This is a genomic window from Microbacterium sp. (genome assembly GCF_041641055.1).
Lineage (GTDB): Bacteria > Actinomycetota > Actinomycetes > Actinomycetales > Microbacteriaceae > Microbacterium.
Genome location: NZ_JBEPZB010000010.1, coordinates 1 through 24,556, shown reverse-complemented (window position 1 = coordinate 24,556; position 24,556 = coordinate 1). Strand labels below are relative to the sequence as shown.

Annotated in this window: 24 protein-coding genes; 19 read left to right on the top strand and 5 right to left on the bottom strand. The window is 68.1% G+C overall.

The window, feature by feature from the left end:
* The first annotated feature begins 29 nt into the window (after positions 1 to 29).
* The 5 genes from ACESK8_RS08380 (at position 30) to ACESK8_RS08360 (ending at position 5,864) form a co-directional block, all read left to right on the top strand.
* On the top strand, positions 30 to 1,664 hold the full coding sequence (locus ACESK8_RS08380) for an ABC transporter substrate-binding protein (RefSeq protein WP_372968165.1): 1,635 nt from the start codon (positions 30 to 32) through the stop codon (positions 1,662 to 1,664).
* Positions 1,665 to 1,764: 100 nt separating this feature from the next.
* Complete coding sequence (locus ACESK8_RS08375; protein WP_372968164.1) at positions 1,765 to 2,691, top strand: ABC transporter permease; 927 nt, start codon at positions 1,765 to 1,767, stop codon at positions 2,689 to 2,691.
* Complete coding sequence (locus tag ACESK8_RS08370) at positions 2,684 to 3,628, top strand: ABC transporter permease (RefSeq protein ID WP_372968163.1); 945 nt, start codon at positions 2,684 to 2,686, stop codon at positions 3,626 to 3,628. Before ACESK8_RS08375 ends, ACESK8_RS08370 begins: the two co-directional genes overlap by 8 nt.
* The gene (locus ACESK8_RS08365; RefSeq protein ID WP_372968162.1) at positions 3,625 to 5,298 is read left to right on the top strand and encodes a dipeptide ABC transporter ATP-binding protein; all 1,674 of its coding nucleotides are present in this window, start codon (positions 3,625 to 3,627) and stop codon (positions 5,296 to 5,298) included. The genes ACESK8_RS08370 and ACESK8_RS08365 overlap by 4 nt, the downstream gene beginning before the upstream one ends.
* A gap of 2 nt (positions 5,299 to 5,300) precedes the next feature.
* Complete coding sequence (locus ACESK8_RS08360) at positions 5,301 to 5,864, top strand: PH domain-containing protein (RefSeq protein ID WP_372968161.1); 564 nt, start codon at positions 5,301 to 5,303, stop codon at positions 5,862 to 5,864.
* Between the two features lie 23 nt (positions 5,865 to 5,887).
* On the opposite strand, the gene ACESK8_RS08355 is transcribed toward ACESK8_RS08360, so the two are convergent.
* Together ACESK8_RS08355 and ACESK8_RS08350 are read right to left on the bottom strand one after the other, a co-directional pair.
* Positions 5,888 to 6,670 (bottom strand): CPBP family intramembrane glutamic endopeptidase, encoded by a 783-nt coding sequence (locus tag ACESK8_RS08355; protein WP_372968160.1) that lies wholly within the window; start codon positions 6,668 to 6,670, stop codon positions 5,888 to 5,890.
* 31 nt (positions 6,671 to 6,701) lie between these two features.
* Positions 6,702 to 7,790 carry a hypothetical protein gene (locus ACESK8_RS08350; RefSeq protein WP_372968159.1) on the bottom strand — a complete coding sequence of 363 codons (1,089 nt, stop codon included), beginning with the start codon at positions 7,788 to 7,790 and terminating at the stop codon, positions 6,702 to 6,704.
* 139 nt (positions 7,791 to 7,929) lie between these two features.
* Between ACESK8_RS08350 and typA the strand changes: the two genes are divergently transcribed.
* The 4 genes from typA (at position 7,930) to ACESK8_RS08330 (ending at position 13,728) form a co-directional block, all read left to right on the top strand.
* The gene (gene typA / locus ACESK8_RS08345; protein ID WP_060926738.1) at positions 7,930 to 9,843 is read left to right on the top strand and encodes a translational GTPase TypA; all 1,914 of its coding nucleotides are present in this window, start codon (positions 7,930 to 7,932) and stop codon (positions 9,841 to 9,843) included.
* Between the two features lie 164 nt (positions 9,844 to 10,007).
* Positions 10,008 to 10,901 carry a phospholipase gene (locus tag ACESK8_RS08340; protein WP_372968158.1) on the top strand — a complete coding sequence of 298 codons (894 nt, stop codon included), beginning with the start codon at positions 10,008 to 10,010 and terminating at the stop codon, positions 10,899 to 10,901.
* Between the two features lie 168 nt (positions 10,902 to 11,069).
* Positions 11,070 to 12,077 carry a glutaminase A gene (glsA, locus tag ACESK8_RS08335; protein WP_372968157.1) on the top strand — a complete coding sequence of 336 codons (1,008 nt, stop codon included), beginning with the start codon at positions 11,070 to 11,072 and terminating at the stop codon, positions 12,075 to 12,077.
* 28 nt (positions 12,078 to 12,105) lie between these two features.
* Entirely contained in the window at positions 12,106 to 13,728 is a 1,623-nt protein-coding gene (locus tag ACESK8_RS08330; RefSeq protein ID WP_372968156.1) for an MFS transporter, read from the top strand.
* Positions 13,729 to 13,765: 37 nt separating this feature from the next.
* Here the strand turns inward: ACESK8_RS08330 and ACESK8_RS08325 are convergent, their stop codons facing one another.
* Entirely contained in the window at positions 13,766 to 14,314 is a 549-nt protein-coding gene (locus ACESK8_RS08325; RefSeq protein ID WP_372968155.1) for a helix-turn-helix domain-containing protein, read from the bottom strand.
* A 72-nt stretch (positions 14,315 to 14,386) separates the two neighbouring features.
* Between ACESK8_RS08325 and ACESK8_RS08320 the strand changes: the two genes are divergently transcribed.
* The 7 genes from ACESK8_RS08320 (at position 14,387) to ACESK8_RS08290 (ending at position 19,334) form a co-directional block, all read left to right on the top strand.
* Positions 14,387 to 15,118, top strand: coding sequence for an AzlC family ABC transporter permease (locus ACESK8_RS08320; RefSeq protein ID WP_372968241.1), 732 nt, complete (start codon positions 14,387 to 14,389; stop codon positions 15,116 to 15,118).
* Entirely contained in the window at positions 15,115 to 15,429 is a 315-nt protein-coding gene (locus ACESK8_RS08315) for an AzlD domain-containing protein (RefSeq protein ID WP_060926733.1), read from the top strand. Before ACESK8_RS08320 ends, ACESK8_RS08315 begins: the two co-directional genes overlap by 4 nt.
* Before the next feature lie 35 nt (positions 15,430 to 15,464).
* Positions 15,465 to 15,941, top strand: coding sequence for a histidinol dehydrogenase (locus ACESK8_RS08310; protein ID WP_245647392.1), 477 nt, complete (start codon positions 15,465 to 15,467; stop codon positions 15,939 to 15,941).
* A gap of 9 nt (positions 15,942 to 15,950) precedes the next feature.
* On the top strand, positions 15,951 to 16,271 hold the full coding sequence (fdxA, locus tag ACESK8_RS08305) for a ferredoxin (protein ID WP_042542002.1): 321 nt from the start codon (positions 15,951 to 15,953) through the stop codon (positions 16,269 to 16,271).
* A gap of 3 nt (positions 16,272 to 16,274) precedes the next feature.
* The gene (dapC, locus tag ACESK8_RS08300) at positions 16,275 to 17,387 is read left to right on the top strand and encodes a succinyldiaminopimelate transaminase (RefSeq protein ID WP_372968154.1); all 1,113 of its coding nucleotides are present in this window, start codon (positions 16,275 to 16,277) and stop codon (positions 17,385 to 17,387) included.
* 169 nt (positions 17,388 to 17,556) lie between these two features.
* The gene (locus ACESK8_RS08295) at positions 17,557 to 18,852 is read left to right on the top strand and encodes a citrate synthase (protein WP_372968153.1); all 1,296 of its coding nucleotides are present in this window, start codon (positions 17,557 to 17,559) and stop codon (positions 18,850 to 18,852) included.
* Positions 18,853 to 18,863: 11 nt separating this feature from the next.
* Positions 18,864 to 19,334, top strand: coding sequence for an SRPBCC family protein (locus ACESK8_RS08290; RefSeq protein ID WP_372968152.1), 471 nt, complete (start codon positions 18,864 to 18,866; stop codon positions 19,332 to 19,334).
* Positions 19,335 to 19,403: 69 nt separating this feature from the next.
* Here the strand turns inward: ACESK8_RS08290 and ACESK8_RS08285 are convergent, their stop codons facing one another.
* Both ACESK8_RS08285 and dapD read right to left on the bottom strand, forming a co-directional pair.
* On the bottom strand, positions 19,404 to 20,825 hold the full coding sequence (locus tag ACESK8_RS08285; protein ID WP_372968151.1) for a DEAD/DEAH box helicase: 1,422 nt from the start codon (positions 20,823 to 20,825) through the stop codon (positions 19,404 to 19,406).
* A 247-nt stretch (positions 20,826 to 21,072) separates the two neighbouring features.
* Positions 21,073 to 22,026 (bottom strand): 2,3,4,5-tetrahydropyridine-2,6-dicarboxylate N-succinyltransferase, encoded by a 954-nt coding sequence (gene dapD, locus ACESK8_RS08280; protein WP_372968150.1) that lies wholly within the window; start codon positions 22,024 to 22,026, stop codon positions 21,073 to 21,075.
* 64 nt (positions 22,027 to 22,090) lie between these two features.
* Here dapD and dapE point away from each other — a divergent pair, with 64 nt between their 5' ends.
* The 3 genes from dapE to ACESK8_RS08265 form a co-directional block, all read left to right on the top strand.
* The gene (gene dapE / locus ACESK8_RS08275) at positions 22,091 to 23,164 is read left to right on the top strand and encodes a succinyl-diaminopimelate desuccinylase (protein WP_372968149.1); all 1,074 of its coding nucleotides are present in this window, start codon (positions 22,091 to 22,093) and stop codon (positions 23,162 to 23,164) included.
* Positions 23,146 to 24,363, top strand: coding sequence for a hypothetical protein (locus ACESK8_RS08270; protein ID WP_372968148.1), 1,218 nt, complete (start codon positions 23,146 to 23,148; stop codon positions 24,361 to 24,363). Before dapE ends, ACESK8_RS08270 begins: the two co-directional genes overlap by 19 nt.
* Before the next feature lie 95 nt (positions 24,364 to 24,458).
* Positions 24,459 to 24,556 (top strand): DUF3117 domain-containing protein (locus ACESK8_RS08265; protein WP_372968240.1); only part of this gene is annotated, 98 nt, incomplete at its 3' end.

Sequence of the window (24,556 nt, the reverse complement as noted above, 5' to 3'; positions counted from 1 at the left end):
GATTGAGTACTAGTCCAGGAGGACACAAAGTGAAGCGCAACAAGATCGCCCTCGCGGGCAGCGCATTTTTCCTGATCGGAGCCCTGACTCTCGCCGGTTGCGCGGGTGGAGGCGGCAACGAGCCCGCGGAGGAGACGCCGTCCGGTGACCCTTCGGCCATCATCTCGGTCAACAACACCGAGCCGCAGAACCCGCTGATCCCGACCAACACCAACGAGGTCGGCGGCGGACTGGTTCTCCAGAGCATCTTCGCTGGACTCGTGTACTACGACGCAGAGGGCGCCGTGCACAACGATCTCGCCGAGTCGATCGAGACCGAGGACGCACAGACGTACACGATCAAGATCAAGGCCGACCAGACCTTCGCGAACGGCGACCCGGTCGACGCGGAGTCCTTCGTCAAGGCGTGGAACTACGGTGCGGCGCTCGACAACAAGCAGCTCTCGAGCTACTTCTTCGAGTCCATCGAGGGCTTCTCCTACGAAGAGAACGTCGCGGAGCTCTCCGGCCTCGAGGTCGTCGACGACCTGACGTTCACCGTCAAGCTCAAGCAGCCGGAGTCGGACTTCCCGCTGCGTCTCGGGTACACCGCGTTCTTCCCGCTGCCGGCATCGGCGTGGGACGACCTCGAGGCCTTCGGCGAGAACCCGGTCGGAAACGGACCGTACGTCTTCGCGGAAGAGGGCGCATGGAAGCACAACGAGAGCATCGAGCTCGTCAAGAACGAGGACTACACCGGTCCGCGTGAGGCGATGAACGGTGGCGTCGACATGAAGCTCTACGCCAGCACGGATGCCGCCTACGCCGACCTCCAGGGTGGCGAGCTCGACATCATCCAGGAGATCCCGGACACCGCCCTGCAGACGTTCGAGAGCGACTTCCCGGACCGTACGGTCAACCAGCCGGCTGCGGCCAACGCCACCATCACCATCCCGGAGCGCCTCGAGCACTTCAGCGGTGAAGAGGGCCAGCTGCGTCGTGCGGCCATCTCGCACGCGATCAACCGCGAAGAGATCACCGATGTGGTCTTCAGCGGCACCCGCACGCCGATGAAGGACTTCACCTCCCCGGTCATCGACGGCTACTCCGAGGACATCCCCGGATCCGAGGTGCTCGACTTCGACGCCGACAAGGCGAAGGAGCTGTGGGCAGAGGCTGACGAGATCGCGCCGTGGACCGGCTCGTTCCAGATCCAGTACAACGCCGACGGCCCGAACCAGGGCTGGGTCGACGCGATCGCCAACCAGCTGAAGAACAACCTCGGCATCGAGGCGTCGGGCAACCCGATCCCGACCTTCGCGGAGCACCGCACCCTCATCACCGAAGAGCAGACGATGACCGCCTTCCGCACCGGATGGCAGTTCGACTACCCGTCGATGTTCAACGGCCTCGGCCCGATCTTCGGTACCGGCGCGGGCTCGAACGACGGCGACTACTCGAACCCCGAGTTCGACAAGCTCCTCGACGAGGGCTCTTCTGCCGCTGACGTCGAAGACGGCATCAAGAAGTTCCAGGAGGCGCAGGAGATCCTGTTCCAGGACCTGCCCGCCATCCCGCTGTGGTACACCAACGCCATGGGCGCGTGGGGCGAGTCGGTCGAGAACGTCGAGTTCGGCTGGGACACCTGGCCGATCCTCTACCAGGTCACGAAGGACGGCGAGTAAAGCCGGAGCGAACTAGTCCGTGAGGCGGTGACGACCATGTCGTCACCGCCTCACGGACTGTGTTCCGCACGTAGTATCGCCACCTCACGACTGGACCAACATGCTCGGCTATATCCTGAGACGTTTTCTGCAGGTGATCCCGGTGTTCTTCGGGGCCACCCTGCTCATCTACTTCCTCGTGTTCGCCATGCCCGGCGATCCGATCCTCGCTCTGTTCGGCGAGCGCACCCCGAACCCTGCGGTCGTGGAGCAGCTCCGTGAGCAGTACCACCTGAACGATCCGTTCATCGTCCAGTACTGGTACTACATCACCGGCGTGTTCCAGGGCGACCTCGGCAACACCTTCTCCGGTCGTCCCGTGTCGGAGGTACTGGCTGAGACGCTCCCCGTCACCGGCCGCCTCGCGGTCATGGCGATCGCCATCGAGTTCGTGCTCGCGATCGTCATCGGCACGATTTCGGCGCTGCGCAAGGGCAAGATCTTCGACCACACGATGCTCGGCGTCGCGCTCGTCGCGATCGCCATCCCGATCTTCGTCGTGGCGTTCCTCGCCCAGTACTTCCTCGCGATCCAGCTCGGCTGGTTCAAACCGACAGTGGGGTCCGACAACGACTGGGGCGGGTTGTGGCTGCCGGCCATCGTGCTCGGGTTCAGCCTGTATGCCGTGAGCATGCGACTGATGCGGAGCTCCGTGATCGAGACGCTCAACCAGGACTGGGTGCGCACCGCGTACAGCAAGGGCCTCTCCCGCGGGCGGGTGATCCCCGTGCACGTGCTGCGCAACTCGCTGATCCCGGTGATCACCAACTCGGCGACGAACTTCGGAGTGCTGCTGGTCGGTGCGACCGTGACGGAGGGCATCTTCAACGTCCCCGGCGTCGGCAACACCCTCTATCAGGCAGCGATCCGGAACGAGGGTCCCACCGTGGTCTCCTTCGTCACCGTGTTCGTGATCCTGTACGTCCTGGTCAACCTCGTCATCGACCTGCTCTACGGTCTGCTCGACCCAAGGATCCGCTATGCCTGACCCCACCACACCGAATCACTTCGTCGCACCCGTCGAGACGGAGACCATCGCCGTCGACGCCGTGCGCGTGTCCGAGAAGCCGAGGAACCTCTGGCGCGATGCATGGGCCGATCTGCGGGGTCGTCCGCTGTTCTGGTTCTCGGTCGTACTCGCCCTGTTCTTCCTGGTGATGGCACTGTTCCCGACGCTGTTCACGTCCGTGCCGCCCGACGACAACTGCCAGCTCGGCAACAGCAACGGCGGCCCGACGGATGGCCACCCCCTCGGCTTCACCTTCCAGGGCTGCGACATCTACGCCCGGTTGGTGTGGGGCGCGCAGACCTCGCTCGCGGTCGGGCTGATCGCCACGGCGATCTCCTCGGTGCTCGGGCTCATCATGGGTGCCTTGGCCGGGTTCTACGGAGGCTGGCTGGACTCACTGCTGTCTCGAATCGGCGACATCTTCTTCGCGATCCCGTACATCCTCGCGGCTGTCGTCGTGATGACGGTGTTCTCGCAGTCCCGCTCCGTGCCGGTCCTCGCACTGGCGATCGGAGGCTTCGCCTGGGCATCCACCGCGCGCGTCGTGCGCGCTGAGGTGCTCAGGGTGCGGCAGGCGGACTTCGTCATGGCATCGCAGGCTCTCGGTCAGTCCAAGTTCCGCATCCTGCTCAGCCACGTCGTTCCGAACGCCATCGCACCGCTGCTCGTCGTCACCACCCTCGGTCTCGCCGCCTCGATCGTCGCTGAGGCGACGCTGTCGTTCCTCGGCGTCGGCCTGGGATCAGGGACGATGTCCTGGGGGAATGACATCAGCGCCGCACAGGCATCTCTGCGTGTCGCGCCGATGGCCCTCATCTATCCGTCGATCGCGCTCACCCTCGCGGTGCTGGCGTTCGTGACTCTGGGCGAGCTCATTCGGGACGCCCTCGACCCGAAGGCGAGGGCACGCCGATGAGCGAGCGCATCACTGAACAGGTCCCTCTGCTCAGCATCCGCGACCTCAGCGTCGCGTTCCGCACGCAGGACGGTCTGCGCGAAGTGCTTCACGGAGTGAGCTTCGACGTCATGCCCGGTGAAACCGTCGCGATCGTGGGCGAGTCCGGCTCCGGCAAGTCCACGACGGCTACGGCCATCGTGAACCTGCTGCCCGGCACGGGCCAGATCACTGCGGGATCCATCACCCTCGACGGGCGAGAGCTCACGACACTCAGCCGTCGTCAGATCGAGGCCGTGCGCGGTCGTGACATCGGCTTCGTGCCGCAGGACCCGATGTCGAACCTCAACCCGGTGTGGAGTATCGGCTTCCAGGTGAAGGAGGCGATCCGTGCGAACGGCGTCGCCCAGAGCCGCGATGCCGCCAAGGCCCGCACCGTCGAGGTACTGCAGCAGGCGGGGCTCGCGGATGCCGAGAAGCGTCTGCACCAGTTCCCGCATCAGTTCTCCGGTGGTATGCGCCAGCGCGCGCTCATCGGCATGGGCCTCGCGGCCGATCCGAAGCTGCTCATCGCGGACGAGCCGACCTCGGCTCTGGATGTCACTGTGCAGCGTGTGATCCTCGATCACATGGCGTCGCTCACTCGCGACAAGGGCACCTCAGTGCTCCTGATCACCCATGACCTCGGCCTTGCCGCCGAGCGAGCGGACAAGATCATCGTGATGAACGGCGGCAACATCGTCGAGGCGGGGCCGAGCCGGCAGATCCTCGAGAACCCGCAGCACCCGTACACCCAGCGCCTGGTCGCCGCGGCCCCCAGTGTGGCCTCGCAGCGGATTCAGGCGGTGGTGGAGGACAGAGGCATCGAGACCGTCGCCGACCTCGCCGACATCCCGCCGACCGTGCGCGTCGCCGGACTCACGAAGGACTATCGCATCCGTCAGGGTGGCTTCCGCAGCGAGGCCTTCCGGGCCGTCGACGATGTGTCCTTCGCGATCCCTCGGGGCAAGACACTCGCTCTCGTGGGCGAGTCGGGCTCAGGCAAGTCCACCGTCGCGAAGATGGTGCTCAAGCTCGAGGAGCCGACCAGCGGGACGATCGAGATCGACGGACAGGACGTGTCGAAGCTGTCGAACGCGCAGGCCTTCGGTCTGCGTCGCCGCATGCAGCCCGTGTTCCAGGACCCGTACGGCTCCCTCGATCCGCTGCGCAACATCGGCAACACGATCGCGGAACCCCTGCAGATCCACGGGGTGGGGGACCGCAACTCGCAGCGTGAGCGGGTCCAGGAACTCCTCGACCAGGTCTCGCTGCCGCGCGCGCTGGCGACCCGCTACCCGAACGAGCTCTCGGGTGGCCAGCGTCAGCGCGTGGCGATCGCCCGTGCGCTCGCGCTCAAGCCGGACATCATCGTCCTCGATGAGGCGGTGTCCGCGCTCGACGTGCTGGTGCAGGATCAGGTGCTGCAGCTGCTCGCCGAACTCCAGTCGGAGCTCGGACTCACGTATCTGTTCATCACGCACGACCTCGCGGTCGTCCGTGTCTCGAGCGACCTCGTGTGCGTGATGGAGAAGGGCAGGATCGTCGAGCAGGGCACCGTCGACGAGATCTTCGCCAATCCTCAGCAGGAGTACACCGATCGCCTCCTGAAGGCGATCCCCGGTGCGACGATCACCCTCGGCGGTCACTGAGAGTGAGCACCGAACCTCGACCGGAGGCCGCACGGACATTCCGTGCGGCCTCCGGGCCTGTCTCCCTCGTTCTCTGCACGCTGCTCGCGATCTTCCTGCTGGGCGATGCCGTCGTCCGGGCGGGATGGGGGCAGATGCTGCTGCTCGCTCCCTGGGTGCTGCTCGGCCTCTGGGTCATCTATGAGCTCGCCTTCGTCTCGATGGTCCGCGTCGACGCGGAGGGGGCGACGGTCCAGAACATGCTGCGTCGCACCACTTTCGGCTGGACGCGGGTTCAGGACATCGACCTGCGCTGGCAGCTGCTGTTCGCCCTCGAGGACGGCTCGGAGCTCTCCTGCTACGGCGGACCCGCCAGGGCACGCCCCGTGCGTCGCCCGACCACAGGCGACGAGGAGGCCAAGGCTCCGGCAGGACTCCGCGACCTGAGCGACATCCGGGATCGCTGGCAGGACGCTCCCACCACCGCGGATGCGCCGATCCGCCGCACCTGGGACCTGCGGGCGCTCGTGGCGCTCGGTCTCATCGTGGTCTGGGCCGCGGTGGCCGTGGTCATCGCGAACACCTGAACCGACGCGCCCGACCGGTCGCCTCAGCCGGGCAGTCCGAAGAGCGCGGGCCACGTCTCCGCAGCCCAGGGGTAGCCGACGAACACCGTCGCGTCGATCAGGAAGTGCGCGACGAGGAACGGCATCAGTCGGCCGCTGCGCTGGAACAGCCAACCGAAGAGCAGCCCCATCGCGAGATTGCCGATGAACGCACCGGGGCCCTGGTAGAGGTGGTAGCTCGCGCGCAGCAGCGACGTCGTCAGGATGATCGTCCACGGACCCCATCCGAGCTGCTTCAGCCGCGCGAAGAGGTACCCGAGCACGACGAACTCCTCCTGCAGCGACGCCCTTGCCGCCGCCAGCAGAAGGATCGGTACGGTCCACCAGTGCGAGTCGAGCCCCGCCGGGTTCACGGCGACGAACAGGCCCAGGGCGCGGCCCGCAAGATACAGACCGAGGCCGGGGATGCCGATGGCGAGCACCAGCAGCACGCCTCGCCCCGTGTCGGATGCGATGCGCGTGCCGTCGAGTCCCAGGCGACCCAGGTGCGGGCGAGATGACTGCCAGAGCAGGAAGCACACGAGCAGTACCGGGACGAGCGAGAATCCGATCGAGAGGATCTGATAGATCAGATCGAAGATCTCCCGGTCGCTGCGTGAGGGGTTGAGGGTCGCCGTCTGGTCGGCCAGTGGTGTCTCATCGGTCAGCCGGTACGCCAGCTGGACCACCGCGTAGACGGCCGACTGCCCGAGGCCGAGAGCCAACACGATCGCGATCTCCCACCCGATGCGTGCTCGCGAGGGCGCGGCGTTCGGGAGGAGACTCATGGCACACCGATCGTACTCGGCATGCGCGTCACTACGGCATGGGCGCGTGCACTTCTGCCGCCCATTCGCGCATGAGCTGACGTTCCTCGGCGGTGCAGATGTAGCCGTAGCCGTAGTCGCGACCGTCGAAGGTCAGGGTCCTGAGACCCAGATAGGTCAACGCGTAGCAGTCGGCGAACACCTCGCTGCTGCCCTGGAAATAGCCCTGCTCGACGAGGACACTGGATGTCCCCAACTCGACCCCGTTCGCATCGCTATCGGCGCGCATGTAGAGGTGCGTGAGCTCATGCAGCACGACCAGACGGATGGCGGTGTCGCCGCCGAGCTGGTCCTCAGGCGCAAGGTGAACCGTCAGCGGTTCCTCCGAGATGCAGCCGATCGTCACACGTCCGTCATCCGCTTCTCCGGGGGTCCCGCACTCGGTGTCCGCGTTCCATGCGATGTCGATGAATCCCTGGCCGGCTTCGTCGACGATCGCCTCGCTGACCGAGCCCGATGCATTGGTCCGCCGCGTCGCGGCGTCTGCGATCCGCTGCTCGAGTGTTTCCCTGATGCTCCTGGCTTCGCTCGCATGATCGGTGACCGACGCGTCGGTCACAGGGTGCTGTGAGATCGTCCTCTCCAAGCGCTGGAACGTCAGGAGGTCGGCGACCAGGGGTGCGACCGGATTGTTCTCGATCTGGGCGTAGAGCTCGTGGTACCTGATCCGCTCCGCATCGAAAGCTGCCAGGGACTCTCCGCGGCTCGAGGTGCCCTCCTCCGTCTGTGAATCAGGAGACGGGGAGGTCGCGACCAGTCCGCCGATGACGAAGACCATGACGACGGCGAAGCCCAGCAGAGCGATCCCGCCGCATCCGATGAGCGCGCACAATCCGCCCCGCCCGCTTCGCGGAGCCGGAGCCGGAGCCGGAGCCGGTACCAGAGGTGGAGCGTTCATCACTGCTCCTGCGGCCGGGTTGACCTGGAGTATCCACTCCCGGAGCTGCGGATAGCACGCCCGGTGATTCAGGACGAGCGCGTGCAGATCTCCCCGCCGCGCGGCGATCTCCGCGAGCTGAGCCGGTGCCGTCCACGGATTCTGCGCAGCGACGAGGTCGGTGTCGTAGATCTGGCCCCCCATGCGGTCACGGTATCGCACCGCCGATCGGCTTCGAGTGACGCTCGAGGTGGACAGGGCCTGTTCAGCTACGATTCGCGAGGGTGCGATAGGCTGGAACGTCGGCTTCTCGACAAAAACCCACACTCTTTAGGACTTCTGCATGGCGCACGCCCTCCGCTCTGACCTCCGCAACGTCGCAATCGTCGCGCACGTCGACCACGGCAAGACCACTCTCGTCGACGCCATGCTGCGTCAGACGGGCTCCTTCGGCGAACACGCCCACGTCGATGAGCGCGCCATGGACTCGAACGATCTCGAGCGTGAGAAGGGCATCACGATCCTCGCCAAGAACACGGCGATCACCTACAAGGGCAAGCACGCCCAGGGCAAGGAGATCACGATCAACGTGATCGACACCCCCGGCCACGCCGACTTCGGCGGTGAGGTCGAGCGCGGCCTGTCGATGGTCGACGGCGTCGTGCTGCTCGTCGACGCGAGCGAGGGCCCGCTGCCGCAGACCCGCTTCGTGCTGCGCAAGGCACTCGAGGCCAAGCTCCCCGTCATCCTCCTGGTCAACAAGACCGACCGCCCCGACGCTCGCATCGCCGAGGTCGAAGAAGAGGCGCACGACCTGCTGCTGGGCCTCGCGTCCGACCTCGTCGACGATGTGCCCGACCTCGACGTCGACGCGCTCCTCGACGTGCCCGTCGTCTACGCGTCCGGCCGTGCAGGCGCAGCTTCGCAGAACCGTCCCGCCGACGGCTCGCTGCCCGACAACCCCGACCTCGAGCCGCTCTTCGAGGCGATCCTCGAGCACGTCCCCGCTCCGGCGTACGACGACGAGCACCCGCTGCAGGCCTGGGTCACCAACCTCGACTCCAGCCCCTTCCTCGGTCGCCTCGCACTGCTGCGCGTCTTCAACGGCACGCTCAAGAAGGGCCAGACCGTGGCCTGGGTCCGTGCAGACGGCACCCACCAGAACGCGCGCATCACTGAGCTGCTCAAGACCCGTGCGCTCGAGCGGTACCCCGCCGAGTCCGCCGGCCCCGGTGACATCGTCGCCATCGCCGGCTTCGAGAACATCACGATCGGCGAGACCATCGCCGACCCCGAGGATGTGCGCCCGCTGCCGGCCATCACGGTCGACGACCCCGCCATCTCGATGACGATCGGCACCAACACCTCGCCGCTCATGGGCAAGGTCAAGGGCCACAAGCTCACCGCTCGCATGGTCAAGGACCGTCTCGACAAGGAGCTGATCGGCAACGTCTCGCTCAAGGTCGTCGACATCGGACGCCCGGATGCCTGGGAGGTGCAGGGCCGCGGCGAGCTCGCCCTCGCCATCCTCGTCGAGAACATGCGCCGCGAGGGCTTCGAGCTCACCGTCGGCAAGCCGCAGGTGGTCACGAAGAAGATCGACGGCAAGACCTACGAGCCCTTCGAGCACCTCACGATCGACACCCCCGAGGAGCACCTCGGCGCCATCACGCAGCTGCTCGCGAACCGCAAGGGTCGCATGGAGAACATGACGAACCACGGCACCGGCTGGGTGCGCATGGAGTTCATCGTCCCGTCGCGTGGCCTGATCGGCTTCCGCAGCGAGTTCCTCACCACGACGCGCGGCACCGGCATCGCGAACGCGATCTCGCACGGGTACGAGCCGTGGGCCGGCTCCATCACGACGCGTCAGAACGGCTCGATCGTCGCCGACCGTCAGGGTGTCGTCACCCCCTTCGCGATGATCGCCCTGCAGGAGCGCATGTCGTTCTTCGTGCAGCCCACGCAGGAGGTCTACGAGGGCATGGTCATCGGCGAGAACTCGCGCGCCGACGACATGGACGTGAACATCACGAAGGAGAAGAAGCTCACCAACATGCGTGCAGCGAGCTCCGACACCTTCGAGTCGATGACCCCGCCGCGTCAGCTCACGCTCGAGGAGAGCCTCGAGTTCGCTCGCGACGACGAATGCGTCGAGGTCACCCCCGAGGTCGTACGCATCCGCAAGGTCAACCTCGATGCGAACACGCGTGCGCGTGAGACCGCTCGACTGAAGCGTCAGGACGCCAGCGCCTGAGAATCCTCTAAGAGAAAGGCCCCTGTACCGCCGAAATGGCTGTACAGGGGCCTTTTCTCACGAAACGCCCAGGCGGGCCGTTGCAGAATCGTTACCTTGCGCCTGGGGCAAACCTCCCGATGAGTGTCCTGTGACGGGCGTACGACGACCCGAAAGTCGAACCCATGCTTCAGAACACCCGTGCGCTTCGGCGCGCCCACGCGGCGGCATCCGCTCGTAACGCGATCACCGCCCGCCGTCCCAAGATCATCTTCGGCACCGTCACCGGTGCCGTGCTCGGCCTGGCCCTCACCGTCGGAATGGCCTCCGGCCCCGCTGCCGGAGCCGAGGTGCCGGATGCTGTGGCCGACGTCACCTCCTTCGTGACCGGCGCTGAGCCGCTGGCCAAGACCGCCGACAGCTCCGCCATCACGATCGCCCTCGCCGAGGACGCGATCGAGGCCGCGGAGACCCTGAACACGCAGGTCGCGGACTCCGGTCTGGACCTCGGCGCAGCGCCCGCCCGGGTCGCGACCGACGAACTCGCCGCCGACGTCCAGCGCCTCGGCGGAGATCGGGCCGAGATGTCGGCGCTGCTGGTCGCGGGCATCTCCGTCGATGCGATCACCGGCACGGCCCAGGTCGAGTCCGAGACCGCCGCGCTCCAGAAGGCGTTGACGGCGGCGCAGGAGAAGAAGGCTGCAGACGACGAGGCGAAGAAGGCCGCCGAGCAGGCGGCTGCGGAGGCTGCCGCGCTTGCGGAGGCGAACACCGTCGACGGTGCGAAGGCCACAGCGCGTGAGATGGCGGCGAGCGAGTACGGCTGGGGCGACGACCAGTTCTCCTGCCTGGACTCGCTGTGGACCAAGGAGTCCGGATGGAACTACCAGGCGTACAACGCCTCCGGTGGCGCCACCGGGATCCCTCAGGCGCTCCCCGGCAGCAAGATGGCGTCTGCGGGCAGTGACTGGCAGACGAACGCCGCGACCCAGATCGCGTGGGGGCTCGGCTACATCTCGTCCGTCTACGGTGCGCCCTGCAGCGCGTGGTCGCACTCGCAGGCGACGAACTGGTATTGAGCAGCACTCGACCAGAGCTTCAGACGAGACCCACCTCCGCTCCCCAGCGGCAGGTGGGTCTCGTCGTCTCAGTGGACGGCCACGCGTGAACACTTCCTCTATGCACCGTCGGTCATCCGCACTACGGTGAGCGTGACGGCTGGGGCGTCCCGGATCTGAGGAGCACGAATGCACGTCGAGGCACTGTCCGGCATCCCGCAGCAGGTCTCCACCGGCGCACTTCCCGGCTGGGAGAGTGTGGACGCACTCGTGCACGAGGCGCACCGGCGATACGCCGATGACCGCAGCGGCACGGTGGCGGACTACATCCCGGTGCTCGCCGAGGCCGATCCCGAGCTCTTCGGTCTCGCCGTGATCGAGGTCGACGGCGGGCTGCACGACGCCGGAGACGCCCTGCATCCGTTCTCGATCCAGTCGATCTCGAAGATGTTCGTCTACGCGCTCGCGATCCAGGAGCACGGGCACGAGCGGGTGCGCGAGATCGTCGGCGTCAACAACACGGGGCTCGCCTTCAACTCGCTGATGGCGCTGGAGCTGAACGCCGGGCACCCGATGAACCCGATGGTGAACGCGGGCGCGATCGCCACCACGGCTCTGGCACCGGGCGCCACGGCTGTCGAGAAGTGGGAGCGCATCCGCGAGGGGCTGTCGGCGTTCGCGGGCCGCTCGCTCAGCCTCGACGGCGTCGTGTACGCCTCGGAGGCCGAGACGAACGAGCGCAACCGGGCGATGGGCTGGCTGCTGCGCAGCTACGGCCGCCTCGACGGTGACCCGGACGAGGTCGTCGACGTGTACACGCGGCAGTGCGCTCTCAGCGTGACCGCCCACGATCTGGCGGTGATGGGGGCGACTCTCGCCGACGGCGGGGTGAACCCGGTGACAGGCGAGCGCGTCGTCTCGGCAGAGGTGTGTCGAGACACCCTGGCGGTGGTCGCCTCGACCGGCCTCTACGAGCGCTCGGGGGAGTGGCTGTTCGAGATCGGTCTCCCCGCGAAGTCCGGAGTCGCCGGCGGCATCGTCGCGGTCTCGCCGGGCAAGGGAGCGGTGGCCGGGTTCTCACCGCGGCTCGACTCGGCGGGCAACTCCGTGCGATCGCAGCTCGCGATCGGGCATCTCTCGCGCGCGCTCGGCCTGAATCTCTTCGCGTCGGCCCCCGCACGCAGCCGCACCCACTGACCTGCTCCGCCCGTCGAGAGGACACCCCATGACACACACCGCGCAGGCGACGGTCAAGGCATCCTGGATGCCGCTGATCAGCCTCTTCCTCGCCCAGGTCCTGATGTCGTTCAACGTGGCGGCCCTGCCGATCTCACTCGGTGGCATGGTCGACGAGTTCGGAGTGCCGCCCACCGTCGCGAGCACCACCATCGTCATGTACGGGCTGGCCGTCGCCGCCCTGGTCATGACGGGCGCCAAGCTCGGTCAGCGGATCGGCTGGGTGCTGATCTTCCGCATCGTGATCGGCCTGTTCGCCGCATCCTCCGTGCTGATGATCGTGTCGCCGAGCATCGGCTGGGCGATCGCAGGTCAGGCGGTCGCCGGTGCAGCCGCCGCCATCATCGTCCCCTCCATCGTCGCGCTCATCGCCGAGAACTACCGCGGCCCGCAGCAGGCGACGGCGATCGGGGCGATCGGCTCGGCCCGGGCGATCTCCGGTGTCACCGCGTTCCTCATCGGCGGCACCCTGGGCACGCTGGTCGGCTGGCGCCCGATGTTCTTCATCGTCCTGGGCATCGCGGTGGTGGTCTTCGCGTTCAGCTTCACCCTCCGCGGCGATCGGGGCGATGCCTCCATCCGCATCGATCTCGTCGCGTCGCTGCTGATCGGCGCGGCCATCGTCCTGCTCACCCTGGGGTTCAACAACCTCAACGGCTGGGGCGCGGTCGCCGCCACAGAGGCCGCGCCGTTCAGCATCCTCGGGCTGTCGCCGGCGCCGGCGTTCATCGTGGTCGGGATCGTCCTCGGGCAGGTCTTCTTCGTGTGGACCCGACGGCGCATGGCGGAGGGCAAGGTGCCGCTCATCGACCTCAGCGTGCTGAACTCCTCGAAGGAGCGGGCGGCGGTGTACGCGATGTTCATCGTCGTCGCCCTGGAGGCGTGCGTGAACTTCACGATCCCGCTGTACATCCAGATCGTCCAGGGCCGGACGCCCTTCGACACCTCGCTCGCGATGATGCCGTTCAACCTGACCGTCTTCATCACGGCGACGCTCGTCGTGCGGTTCTACAAGACGTACCCGCCCCGGGTGATCGGCGTGTTCGGGTTCATCCTCACGACCGTCGCGCTCGTCTGGCTGTCGGTGGTGGTCGACAACAACTGGGAGACGCTGCCGACGATCCTCGGGCTCATCGTGTTCGGCATCGGGCAGGGCGCGCTCGTCACCCTCGTCTTCAACGTCCTCGTGACCGCTGCGCCCGCGGAGCTCGCGGGCGATGTCGGCTCGCTGCGCGGCACCACGCAGAACCTCGCATCGGCGGTCGGCACAGCGCTGGCGGGCGCCCTGCTCGTATCCCTCCTGGGGCTGAGCGTCGGCAGAGCCGTCGTCGAGCACCCGGAGCTCCCACCGGAGCTTGTGTCGCAGGTCGACATGGACAACGTCAACTTCGTCAGCAACGACGACCTGCGTGTTGTCCTCGAGGGGACGGATGCCACCCCGGAGCAGATCGATGCGGCGGTCGCCGTCAACGAGGAGTCCAGGCTCGGCACACTCCGGCTCGGACTGCTGCTGCTCGCAGGGCTCAGCGCCGTGGCGATCCTGCCGGCATCCCGTCTGCCGAAGTACAAGCCGGACGAGATCCCGGATCCGTCGCCGGCGCCCGCGGACTGATCAGGATGCGCCGCTGGGCCTCTGCAGAGTGGGGAGATCAGCGGAGCTCGGAGATGAGAACGGCGCTGGTGCCGGGAACGACGGCCTCGAACACGTGCGGCGCGTCGCCGGGATACGACAGGTAGTCGCCGGGCTCCAGGAGCACGGGGTCGTCGACCGGGCCGATGCGCGCCCGACCGGCGATGAGAATCACGTGCTCCGTCGTGCCGGGGTGATGCGGATCCGAGACGCGAGGATCGCCGGGCTCGGCCGTGATCACGTACAGGTCGCGGCGTGCGCCGGGCGGGCTCGCTGAGAGCAGTGTCGCGTTGTACACGGACGCCGCCGACGGCACACCCGAGAGGTCGCCGGCGCGGATCAGGGTCGGCGCGCTCGTCTGCTGATCGACGAGCACCGCGAAGGGGACGCCCAGGGCGACGCCCAGCGCCCACAGGGTCTCCACGCTGGGGTTGCCGGCCCCCGATTCGAGCTGCGAGACCGTGGCCTTCGAGATGCCCGCCCGACGAGCGAGCTCCGACACGGACAGGCCGGCCCCCTCGCGCTCCCGGCGCAGGGTGCGGGCGATGCGGGTGCGCAGGTCTTCCATGTGTTCATCATGTCAAACGATCGTTCGCTTGACTATGCATGAACCGATGTTCAGAATGATGTACGTGTGTTCATTCCAGCGAACGGCCCGGCCGTGACCGCCGAACGGGAGGTCTGGCGCGAGGCGCTCGGCGTCGTACTGGCGACCAGCGCCTACGGAATCTCCTTCGGTGCGCTCGCCGTCGCATCCGGCCTCGACGTCTGGCAGACCTGCGTCCTCAGCCTGCTGATGTTCACCGGAGGGTCGCAGTTCGCCTTCGTCGGCGTCTTCGCCGCCGGGGGAGTGTCGGCCCTGCCGTCGGCGATCGCCTCGGCCGCACTTCTCGGCGTGCGCAACGTCGCTTACGGCATGCGGATGTCGCCGATCGTCGGCACGACGCCACGCCGTCGGGTCGCGGCGGCGCACTTCACGATCGATGAGTCGACCGCTGTCGCGATCTCGCAGACCGACCCGCGGCTGCGCCAGGTCGGGTTCTGGGTGACCGGCATCGGGATCTTCATCGGATGGAACATCACGACCCTGGTCGGAGCGCTGGTGGGCGACGTGCTGGGCGACCCGCAGACGTGGGGGCTGGATGCGGCGGCGGCCGCCGCGTTCCTCGCGCTGCTGTGGCCGCGCCTCAAGGAGCGTCAGGCGATCGCGGTGGGTATCGCCGCCGCCGTCGTCGCCGCCTCCCTCACTCCCGTGCTCATGCCCGGCCTGCCCGTGCTCGTCGCGGCAGTCGTGGCGATCGTCGTCGGCTGGTTCAACTGGCTCGGCCGCGGCGATGCACCCGCAGGCGGCCCGAGGGAGGGGGTGTCATGAGCATCTGGAGCGCCATTCTGCTCGCTGCCCTGATCTGCCTCGCACTGAAGGCGGCCGGATACCTCGTACCGCCCCGGGTGCTCGAAGCCCCGCGGCCGGCGCGGATCTCGGACCTGCTCACGGTCGCGCTGCTGGCCGCCCTCGTCGCCGTGCAGACGCTCGGCGCGGGACAGGCGGTGGTCGTCGACGCCAGGGTGCCCGCTCTTCTGGTGGCGGCCGGGCTGCTGTGGCTTCGGCAGTCGTTCCTCGTCGTCGTCGTGGCGGCGGCCGCGGTCGCCGCGATCCTCCGGCTCGTCGGCCTCGCCGCGTGACCTGCGCACGAGCCGACCCCGCGTAGGATCGACTCGTGCGTATCGGATGGATCTCCCGGGTGCTCTCCTGGGTCGCCGCGGCCCTCGTCGGCGGTGTCTTCGGCGTCGCCGGCACCATCGGCCACAGCCTGGTCTGGGGCCCCGTCCCGCTCGGGCTCGTCGTCGGCGCGATCGCGTGCGGCGCGATCCTCGTCGCCATCCGCGCTCTCACCCATGACCGCGGCGCGACCCTGGCCGCAGGACTCGGGATGCTCGGGATGCTGGTCCTCATCTCCGGCGTGGGTCCCGGCGGCTCGGTCGTCGTGGAGGACACGCTCAGCGGGCGCATCTGGATCTACCTCGTGGCCGGCCTCGTGCTGCTCACGGTCGCCTGGCCCTCGTTCTCTCGCCTGCCGGTGCGCACCGAGACTGTTCGGCAGGAGCCCGTACCGGCACCGGCCCCGCTGATCACCGAGGTGCCGACCGCGCCGCGTGACGCCTCCCTGGGCGATCGGACAGGCCGCGAGTCGTAGACTGAGGGGGTGACGTATGTGATCGCCCTCCCGTGCGTCGATGTCAAGGATCGCGCCTGCATCGACGAGTGCCCCGTTGACTGTATCTACGAGGGCGAACGCTCGCTGTACATCCATCCCGACGAGTGCGTCGACTGCGGCGCCTGCGAGCCGGTGTGCCCGGTCGAGGCGATCTACTACGAAGACGATCTGCCCGACGAGTGGCAGGACTACTACAAGGCCAACGTCGAGTTCTTCGACGAGGTCGGCTCTCCCGGTGGAGCGGCCAAGGTGGGTGTCATCGCGCACGACCACCCGATCATCGCGGCCCTCCCGCCTCAGGGCGAGTAGTCCGTGAGCGTCCGCGACCTCGCCGACTACCCCTGGGATGCCGTCGTCCCGTTCCGTGAGCGCGCAGCCCTGCATCCGCAGGGGATCGTCGACCTCTCGGTCGGCTCGCCGGTCGATCCGACGCCCGAGCTGATCCGTCGGGCGCTCGCCGAGGCCACCGATGCGCACGCCTACCCGCAGACCGTCGGCACGCCGGCCCTGCGCGAAGCGATCGTCGAGTGGTACGCGCGGCGCAGAGGGGTGCCGGATCTCACGGTCGACAACGTCCTTCCCACCATCGGCTCCAAGGAGTTCGTGGCGCTACTGCCGACTCTGCTGGGTCTCGGCGAGGGCGACATCGTCGTGCATCCGCGCATCGCCTACCCGACCTACGAGGTCGGGGCGCGAGTGGTGGGCGCCACCCCGCTCGCGGCGGACGACCCCGCGGACTGGCCCGAGGGCACGAAGCTGATCTGGATCAACACGCCCGGCAACCCGGACGGGCGCACCTGGACGGTCGAAGAGCTGGCGGCGGCGGTGCGTCGCGCCCGCGAGCTCGGGGCGGTCCTGGCCAGCGACGAGTGCTATGCCGAGCTGGGGTGGGACGGACGCTGGGCGAGCGAGTCGATCCCTTCGATCCTCGATCCCCGTGTCACGGACGGCAGCAGGGCCAACCTGCTGAGCGTCTACTCGCTCAGCAAGCAGTCGAACCTCGCGGGATACCGCGCGGCGTTCGTCGCCGGATGCGCGAGGATCGTCGGCGAGCTCCTCACCGCCCGGAAGCACCTCGGGCTGATGCCGCCGGAGCCCGTGCAGCACGCCATGGTGGTCGCCCTCGGCGACGACGAGCACGTGGCGTCGCAGAAGGCCCTCTACCGCGAGCGACGCGATCTCCTGCGCCCGGCACTCGAGGCCGCCGGTTTCCGGATCGACGGCTCCGAGGCGGGCCTCTACCTCTGGGCGACCGAGGGCGAGGATGCGTGGACGAGCATCGCGCGGCTGGCCGACCTCGGGATCCTCGGGGGGCCCGGTCCGTTCTACGGTCCGTCCTCGCAGCAGCACGTGCGTCTCGCGCTGACCGCTCCCACGGACCGCATCGCCGAGGGCGCCCGTCGGCTGCACGCGCAGGCGCTGTAGGTTCCCGCCTCACCGTCGAGGTTCTTTTGTCGGTTGTCACAGTAGGCCTGCGTGCCTACTAGGCTGTAAAGGCGATTCGGTCGTGTATCGATGATCTCGATTCGGCCTGGCGCACAGCGCCGTGACATCGCCCCATCCGGCTTTGATCGAAATCCATGAGGAGGTCCGCGTGAGCGCAGCGGCAGAGCAGCAGGCGACGGCGAAGCTGACGATCGGTGAGACCACCGCGGAGTTCCCGATCGTGCGCGGCACGGCAGGAAACAACAGCATCGACCTCTCGACGCTGACCCGCCAGACGGGCTACACGGGTCTCGACTACGGCTTCGTCAACACGGCGTCGACCAAGTCGGACATCACCTTCATCGACGGTGACAAGGGAATCCTGCGGTACCGCGGCTACCCGATCGAGCAGCTGGCCGGCAACACCAGCTACCTCGAGGTCGCCTGGCTCCTGATCTACGGCGAGCTGCCCTCTGCGGCCGAGCTCGCCGAGTTCGACGAGAAGATCCGTCGGCACACGCTGCTGCACGAGGACCTCAAGCGCTTCTTCTCGGCGCTGCCGCACACCGCGCACCCGATGTCGGTGCTCTCGTCGGCGGTCGCCGCCCTCTCGACGTACTACGAGGGTCAGACCGATCCGCACAACCCCGAGCACGTCGAGCTCAACACGATCCGGATGCTCGCGAAGCTCCCGGTCATCGCCGCCTACGCGCACAAGAAGAGCGTCGGACAGGCCTTCCTGTACCCCGACAACTCGCTCGGCTTCGTCGAGAACTTCCTCAAGCTCAACTTCGGCGTGCTCTCCGAGCCGTACGAGATGAACCCGGTGATGTCGAAGGCGCTCGAGCTGCTCCTGATCCTCCACGAGGACCACGAGCAGAACGCGTCGACCTCGACCGTCCGCCTCGTCGGCTCCACGGGGGCGAACCAGTTCGCCTCGATCTCGGCCGGGATCCAGGCTCTCTCCGGTCCGCTTCACGGCGGGGCGAACGAGGCCGTGCTGACGATGCTCGGACAGATCCGTGACTCGGGTCAGAGCGTGTCGCGGTTCGTGGAGCGCGTGAAGAACAAGGAAGAGGGCGTGAAGCTGATGGGCTTCGGGCACCGGGTCTACAAGAACTACGACCCGCGTGCGAAGCTCGTCAAGGAAGCGGCCGGAGAGGTGCTCGCGGAGCTCGGTGTCACCGACCCGCTCCTCGACCTCGCCCAGGAGCTCGAGGAGATCGCGCTCGCGGACGACTACTTCAAGGAGCGTCGTCTGTACCCGAACGTCGACTTCTACACCGGCGTGATCTACAAGGCGATGGGCTTCCCGACGCGCATGTTCACGGTGCTGTTCGCGATCGGCCGTCTGCCCGGCTGGCTCGCCCAGTGGCGTGAACTGCAGCTCGACCCGCAGACAAAGATCGGTCGCCCGCAGCAGCTCTACACCGGATCGCCCGAGCGCACCTTCCAGACCCGCTGAGGTCAGCCGCGATGCCTGTCGTCAGCGCGCAGGCAGTCGTCCCTGTGGATCCTGCGACCGCGTTCGCCGTCTCGCAGACGACCGGCGCCGTCCGTCGACGCTGGGATCCCTTCATCAGCGAGCAGCACTTCCTCGATGACGCTCAACGCCCCGCGAAGGACGTGCGGACGTTCACCCGCCAGCGGCTCGGCCTGTCGATGGTGAGCCGCTACGTCTCCTACGCACCGCCCACGAACGTCGGCATGGTGATGGAGGAGGGCCCGTGGTTCTTCACCAAGCTCGGCGGCGGCTGGCGCTTCGCCGCGGTCCCTGAGGGCACTCTCGCCGTCTGGAAGTACAACTTCTCGTGCAGGCCCGCCTGGCTCGCACCGATCGCGGAGTGGATCGGCGTCCGAGTGCTCGGGTTCGAGGTCCGCAGGCGTATCACGGGCTTCGCGCGCGGCTGTGTCGATCCCGAGGTCCTGGCGGCCGTACGGCCCTGACTCGGGACATGACGAAGGCGGATGCCCCGATGCCTGAGCATCGACGCATCCGCCTCTGATGTCTGTGGGTCAGCGACCCTGCGAGCTGCGACCGCGGCCGCCCTGGCCGCCGGCACGCGACTGGCCACCCTGGCCGCCGGCACGGGACTGCCCGCCCTGGCGGGAGCCGGCCTGCGCGCCCTGACCGCCCTGACCACCCTGGCCCGAGCGGGGACGACGGCTGCGACGCGACGGCGGGTTCGCTGCGGAGTTCCGCTCGCCGCCGGCCGGACGCTGCTTCGTCGCCTGGCGCTGCACCTGGACCGGTGCGGGGCGCACGTGCGGCGCGCGCTCCGGCACGAGCTCGGTGACCGCGGCGGACGTGACGTCCTCGAGGGCGGCCGAGATGGCTGCCTTGCGGAGCAGGTCCTTGACGTCGCGGCGCTGCTCGGGCAGGACGACGGTCACCACGGTGCCCGCCGCGCCGGCACGCGCGGTACGACCCGAGCGGTGCAGGTACGCCTTGTGCTCCATGGGCGGGTCGACGTGGACGACGAGATCGACGTTGTCGACGTGCACACCGCGGGCGGCGACGTCGGTCGCGACGAGCACGCGCACGCCTCCCTCAGCGGGGTCGGACGAGAACGCGCCGAGGTTGCGCTCGCGGGCGTTCTGCGAGAGGTTGCCGTGCAGGTCGACGGCGGGGATGCCCGCCGCGGTGAGCTGCTTGGCGAGCTTCTTCGCCTGGTGCTTCGTGCGGGTGAAGAGGATGCGACGACCGGTGCCGGAGGCGAGCTCGCGCACCAGCGTGGTCTTGTTGTCGGTGGAGTCGACGACGAGCACCCGGTGGGTCATCTCGCCGACGGGCACGCTCTCCTCGTCGACCTCGTGGCTGACGGCGTTCGAGAGGAAGCGGCGGGCGAGCGTGTCGATGCCGCGATCCAGAGTGGCGCTGAACAGCAGTCGCTGTCCGCCGGCCGGAGTGGCGGTGAGGATGCGGGTGACGCCGGGCAGGAAGCCGAGGTCGGCCATGTGGTCGGCCTCGTCGAGCACGGTCACCTCGACCGCGTCGAGCTGGACGACCCGCTGCTTCATGAGGTCTTCGAGGCGGCCGGGGCACGCCACGACGATGTCGACGCCGCTGCGCATGGCCTGCTCCTGCGGGCGCTGGCTGACGCCGCCGAACACGGTGGTGACGCGCAGGCCCTTCGCCTCGGCGAGCGGCGCGATGGTCGCGGCGATCTGGGTGGCGAGCTCACGGGTCGGTGCGAGCACCAGGCCACGGGGGTGTCCCGGACGGCTCGTGCGGGAGGAGGCGGAGAGACGGGAGACGAGCGGGAGTGCGAACGCGATCGTCTTGCCGCTGCCGGTGCGGCCGCGGCCGAGCAGGTCACGGCCGGCCAACGAGTCGGGAAGCGTGTCGCGCTGAATCGCGAACGCCTCGGTCTTGCCGTCCTTCGAGAGGACGGCGGCGAGGTCGGCGGGCACGCCGAGATCGAGGAAGGAAGTCATGGGGTATCTCCGAGAATGCACCGACGAACGATTCGGCCGGGTGCGGGAAGGTGGGCGACGGCGCGGGATCGCGCATCGTTTCGCCGTTCGAAATGGCCAGAACCAAGCAAGTGGCGCGGGAGCGTGTCGACGACGCAGACGCTTCGCATCGCGAGGAGCGTCAGCCCGACACTATCACGCGCACAGGGGAGAAGCCTGGGACGACGTGTGCGCCGCGAGTCGTCGACCCCAGGGCCGGCACTTCCGGTCAGGCGTGCAGCGCCTCGTTGAGCGTGACTCCGACTCCGGCGCGACGCACGGCCTCGACGGCTCCGCTCAGGGAGTTGCGCCGGAACAGCAGCCCGTCTTGACCTGACAGCTCGGCACCCTTGACGGTCGCGCGGCCGCCGTCGGCGGTGACGGGGCCATCGACGAGCACGATCTTGGTGCCGGCTGTGACGTACAGGCCGGCTTCGACGACGCAGTCGTCTCCGAGCGAGATGCCGATGCCGGCGTTGGCGCCGAGCAGAGTGCGCGCCCCGATCGAGACGCGGTGCGAGCCGCCCCCTGACAGGGTGCCCATGATCGACGAGCCGCCGCCGATGTCGCTGCCGTCACCGACGACGACGCCCTGCGAGATCCGTCCTTCGACCATCGACGCGCCGAGGGTGCCGGCATTGAAGTTCACGAACCCCTCGTGCATCACGGTCGTGCCGGGGGAGAGGTGGGCGCCCAGGCGGACACGGGAGGCGTCGGCGATGCGGACGCCCTCCGGCTGCACGTAGTCGGTGAGTCGGGGGAACTTGTCCAGGCCCTGCACCTGGATGCCGGCGCGCTGCAGCGCGGGGCGCAGGCGCGCAGCATCCGCCGGGTGCACGGGGCCCGCATTGGTCCAGGCGACGTTCGGAAGATGGGCGAAGATGCCGTCGAGGTTGACCTCGTTCGGACGAACGACGAGGTGCGACAGCGCGTGCAGCCGCAGATAGGCGTCGACCGTCGAGGCGGGGGCGGCATCCAGGTCGATGTGCAGCTGCACGGCGTCGACCGTGACGTTGCGGCGCTCGTCGGGACCGGCCTGCTGATCCATCGTCAGCAGCGAGGCCGCGGCATCGCTCGCGGTGGGCGCGGTCGTGCTGACCTGGGGGAACCAGGCATCCAGGACCGTGCCGTCACCGGCGGTCGTCGAAAGTCCGGTACCCCACACGGTGCGCGCCTCAGTCATGTCTCCACGCTATCGCGCTGCGCGGGCAGCGATCGTACGGATGACGGGAAAGTAGGCTGGGGACATGGTGCTCGATCTGACAGCGTCCTCCGTCGACCTCACCCGTGCGATCTGCGACATCCCGAGCGTCTCGGGTGACGAGCAGACGCTCGCGGATGCCATCGAGGAGGCGATCTCCGCATACTCCCATCTCGAGGTCATCAGGCACGGCAACACCATCGTCGCGCGCACGAACCTCGGCCGCGCGCAGCGGGTGGCGATCGCCGGGCACATCGACACCGTGCCGATCAACGGCAACGTCCCGACCAGAGACGTCGAGATCGATGGCGTCCCCTACCTCTGGGGACGCGGGACCGTCGACATGAAGAGCGGCACGGCCGTGCAGCTCAAGCTCGCCGCCGAGCTCGCCGATCCCTCGGTGGACATCACCTGGATGTGGTACGACAACGAAGAGGTCGAGGCGTCGAAGAACGGACTGGCGCTGCTCGCGGCCGTGCGTCCGGACCTGTTCCAGGCCGACTTCGCCATCCTGGGCGAGCCGTCCAACGGGCAGGTCGAGGGCGGATGCAACGGCACGATGAGGGCCATCGTGCGCACGACAGGTGTGCGCGCGCATGCGGCTCGGGCCTGGATCGGCGAGAACGCCATCCACCGTGCCGCGCCGATCCTCGCGCGTCTGGCCGAGTACCGCGCCAGGGAGGTGCCGGTCGAGGGGCTGCTGTATCGCGAGAGCATGAGCGCCGTGCGCATCACCGGCGGCGTCGCGGGCAACGTGATCCCCGACGCCTGCGAGGTCGAGGTGAACTACCGCTTCGCGCCCAGCAAATCTGCTGCGGACGCCGAGGCGCACATCCGCAACCTGCTCGCCGGCTTCGACGTGGAGATCACGGATGCCGCCGAAGGGGCGCGCCCCGGGCTCGACGCGCCCATCGCGCAGGAATTCGTGGCGGCCGTCGGCGCCGAGCCCCGCCCCAAGTACGGCTGGACCGACGTCGCGCGGTTCTCGGCGCTCGGCATCCCGGCCGTCAACTACGGACCAGGGGACCCGCACCTCGCCCACCACGACGAGGAGCGCGTGCCGCTCGCGCAGATCGACGCCGTCGAGCGAGGACTGCGCGCATGGCTCAGTTCGCGCTGACGCTCACGCGCCGCTGGGCTGAGACGCCGCTGCCGCTGCGGATCGCCCTCGTCTACCTCGCCGCTCGCGCCGTGACCACGGTGATGATGATCGTGGCGGCGACGCAGTCGACGGCGTTCTCTCGGTTCGGTGTCGAGCCGTCTCTCGCCGACTTCGTGGTCGGCTGGGACGCCCAGTGGTACTGGCTCGTGGCGGAGGAGGGGTATCCCACGGAGCTGCCGCGCACAGACTCCGGCGAGGTGGCGGAGAACCAGTGGGCCTTCATGCCGGTGTTCGCGATCGCCGCGAAGGTGATCGGCCTCCCGTTCGGGTCGTGGGGGATGGGCGCGTTCCTGCTGTCGTTCGTCGCCGGGTACTTCGCGTGCCTCGCATTGCACCGCCTGCTTCAGGATCGCGTCGGACGGCGCGCAGCGATGTGGGCGGTCGTCTTCTTCGCCTCCGGTCCGATCGCCGCGATGTTCCAGGTCGGATACGCCGAGACGCTGTTCCTCCTGCTGCTGTTCCTCGCCCTGGACGCGACGATTCGGCGACGGTATGCCTGGCTGTACCTGCTCATCCCGATCATGGCGTTCACCCGCCCGGGCATCCTCGCGTTCGCGCTCTACCTCGGACTGCACGGCATCCTGCGCTGGTGGCACCGTCGCTCGGATCCGCTGGCTGGGCGCGAGATCGTGCACATCGTCGCGCTCGGTGCGCTTGCGACGATCGCCGGGTTCTCGTGGCAGGTCATCGCGGGAGTCGTCACCGGAGACCCCGGTGCGTACCTCGCCACCGAGCTCGCCTGGCGTCGGCTGTGGATCGTCGGCGGCGTCGACGGGTTCGTGCCGTTCGACGGGTGGATCCAGGCATCCCAGTTCTGGTTCGCGCAGTGGGGACTCCCGACCGGATGGGGTCCCGCGGTGCTCGCGCTCCTGATCGTGGCCGTCGGCGCGGGACTGCTGTACCTGCCGCAGGTGCGCGCGCTCGGTCCGGATCTGCGGCTCTGGAGCGCGAGCTATCTGCTGTACCTGCTCGCTGTCTTCTTCCCGCAGTCGAGCACCTTCCGGCTGCTGCTGCCGCTGAGTCCGCTGTGGGGAGCGGTCGCCGTACCGAGATCCCGCGTCTGGCGCATCGGCGTGCTCGTGGTGTGTCTGCTCGGCCAATGGACCTGGATCCACCACATCTATGCCCTCGGCAACACCTTCTGGCAGGTGCCGTGAATGTTAAGGGTTGATGCATTTTTCATAGGCGACATCCAGGTTCGGGTAACACCCGATAAACTGATCCCATACCACCGGAGGAAAAGGAGCCCACGATGGCAGCGATGAAGCCGAGGACCGGAGACGGACCCATGGAGGCCGTGAAAGAAGGGCGACTCATCATCGTGCGCGTCCCGCTCGAAGGCGGCGGCCG

Excerpts from the sequence above, each read along its gene's own strand:
- glsA (WP_372968157.1), top strand. The coding sequence starts at position 11,070 with ATGCACGTCGAGGCACTGTCCGGCATCCCGCAGCAGGTCTCCACCGGC.
- ACESK8_RS08285 (WP_372968151.1), bottom strand. The coding sequence starts at position 20,825 with ATGACTTCCTTCCTCGATCTCGGCGTGCCCGCCGACCTCGCCGCCGTC.
- ACESK8_RS08315 (WP_060926733.1), top strand. The coding sequence starts at position 15,115 with ATGAGCATCTGGAGCGCCATTCTGCTCGCTGCCCTGATCTGCCTCGCA.
- dapD (WP_372968150.1), bottom strand. The coding sequence starts at position 22,026 with ATGACTGAGGCGCGCACCGTGTGGGGTACCGGACTTTCGACGACCGCC.
- ACESK8_RS08340 (WP_372968158.1), top strand. The coding sequence starts at position 10,008 with ATGCTTCAGAACACCCGTGCGCTTCGGCGCGCCCACGCGGCGGCATCC.
- ACESK8_RS08375 (WP_372968164.1), top strand. The coding sequence starts at position 1,765 with ATGCTCGGCTATATCCTGAGACGTTTTCTGCAGGTGATCCCGGTGTTC.
- ACESK8_RS08325 (WP_372968155.1), bottom strand. The coding sequence starts at position 14,314 with ATGGAAGACCTGCGCACCCGCATCGCCCGCACCCTGCGCCGGGAGCGC.
- ACESK8_RS08365 (WP_372968162.1), top strand. The coding sequence starts at position 3,625 with ATGAGCGAGCGCATCACTGAACAGGTCCCTCTGCTCAGCATCCGCGAC.
- typA (WP_060926738.1), top strand. The coding sequence starts at position 7,930 with ATGGCGCACGCCCTCCGCTCTGACCTCCGCAACGTCGCAATCGTCGCG.
- ACESK8_RS08270 (WP_372968148.1), top strand. The coding sequence starts at position 23,146 with ATGGCTCAGTTCGCGCTGACGCTCACGCGCCGCTGGGCTGAGACGCCG.
- dapE (WP_372968149.1), top strand. The coding sequence starts at position 22,091 with ATGGTGCTCGATCTGACAGCGTCCTCCGTCGACCTCACCCGTGCGATC.
- ACESK8_RS08355 (WP_372968160.1), bottom strand. The coding sequence starts at position 6,670 with ATGAGTCTCCTCCCGAACGCCGCGCCCTCGCGAGCACGCATCGGGTGG.
- ACESK8_RS08330 (WP_372968156.1), top strand. The coding sequence starts at position 12,106 with ATGACACACACCGCGCAGGCGACGGTCAAGGCATCCTGGATGCCGCTG.
- ACESK8_RS08370 (WP_372968163.1), top strand. The coding sequence starts at position 2,684 with ATGCCTGACCCCACCACACCGAATCACTTCGTCGCACCCGTCGAGACG.
- ACESK8_RS08290 (WP_372968152.1), top strand. The coding sequence starts at position 18,864 with ATGCCTGTCGTCAGCGCGCAGGCAGTCGTCCCTGTGGATCCTGCGACC.
- ACESK8_RS08350 (WP_372968159.1), bottom strand. The coding sequence starts at position 7,790 with ATGGGGGGCCAGATCTACGACACCGACCTCGTCGCTGCGCAGAATCCG.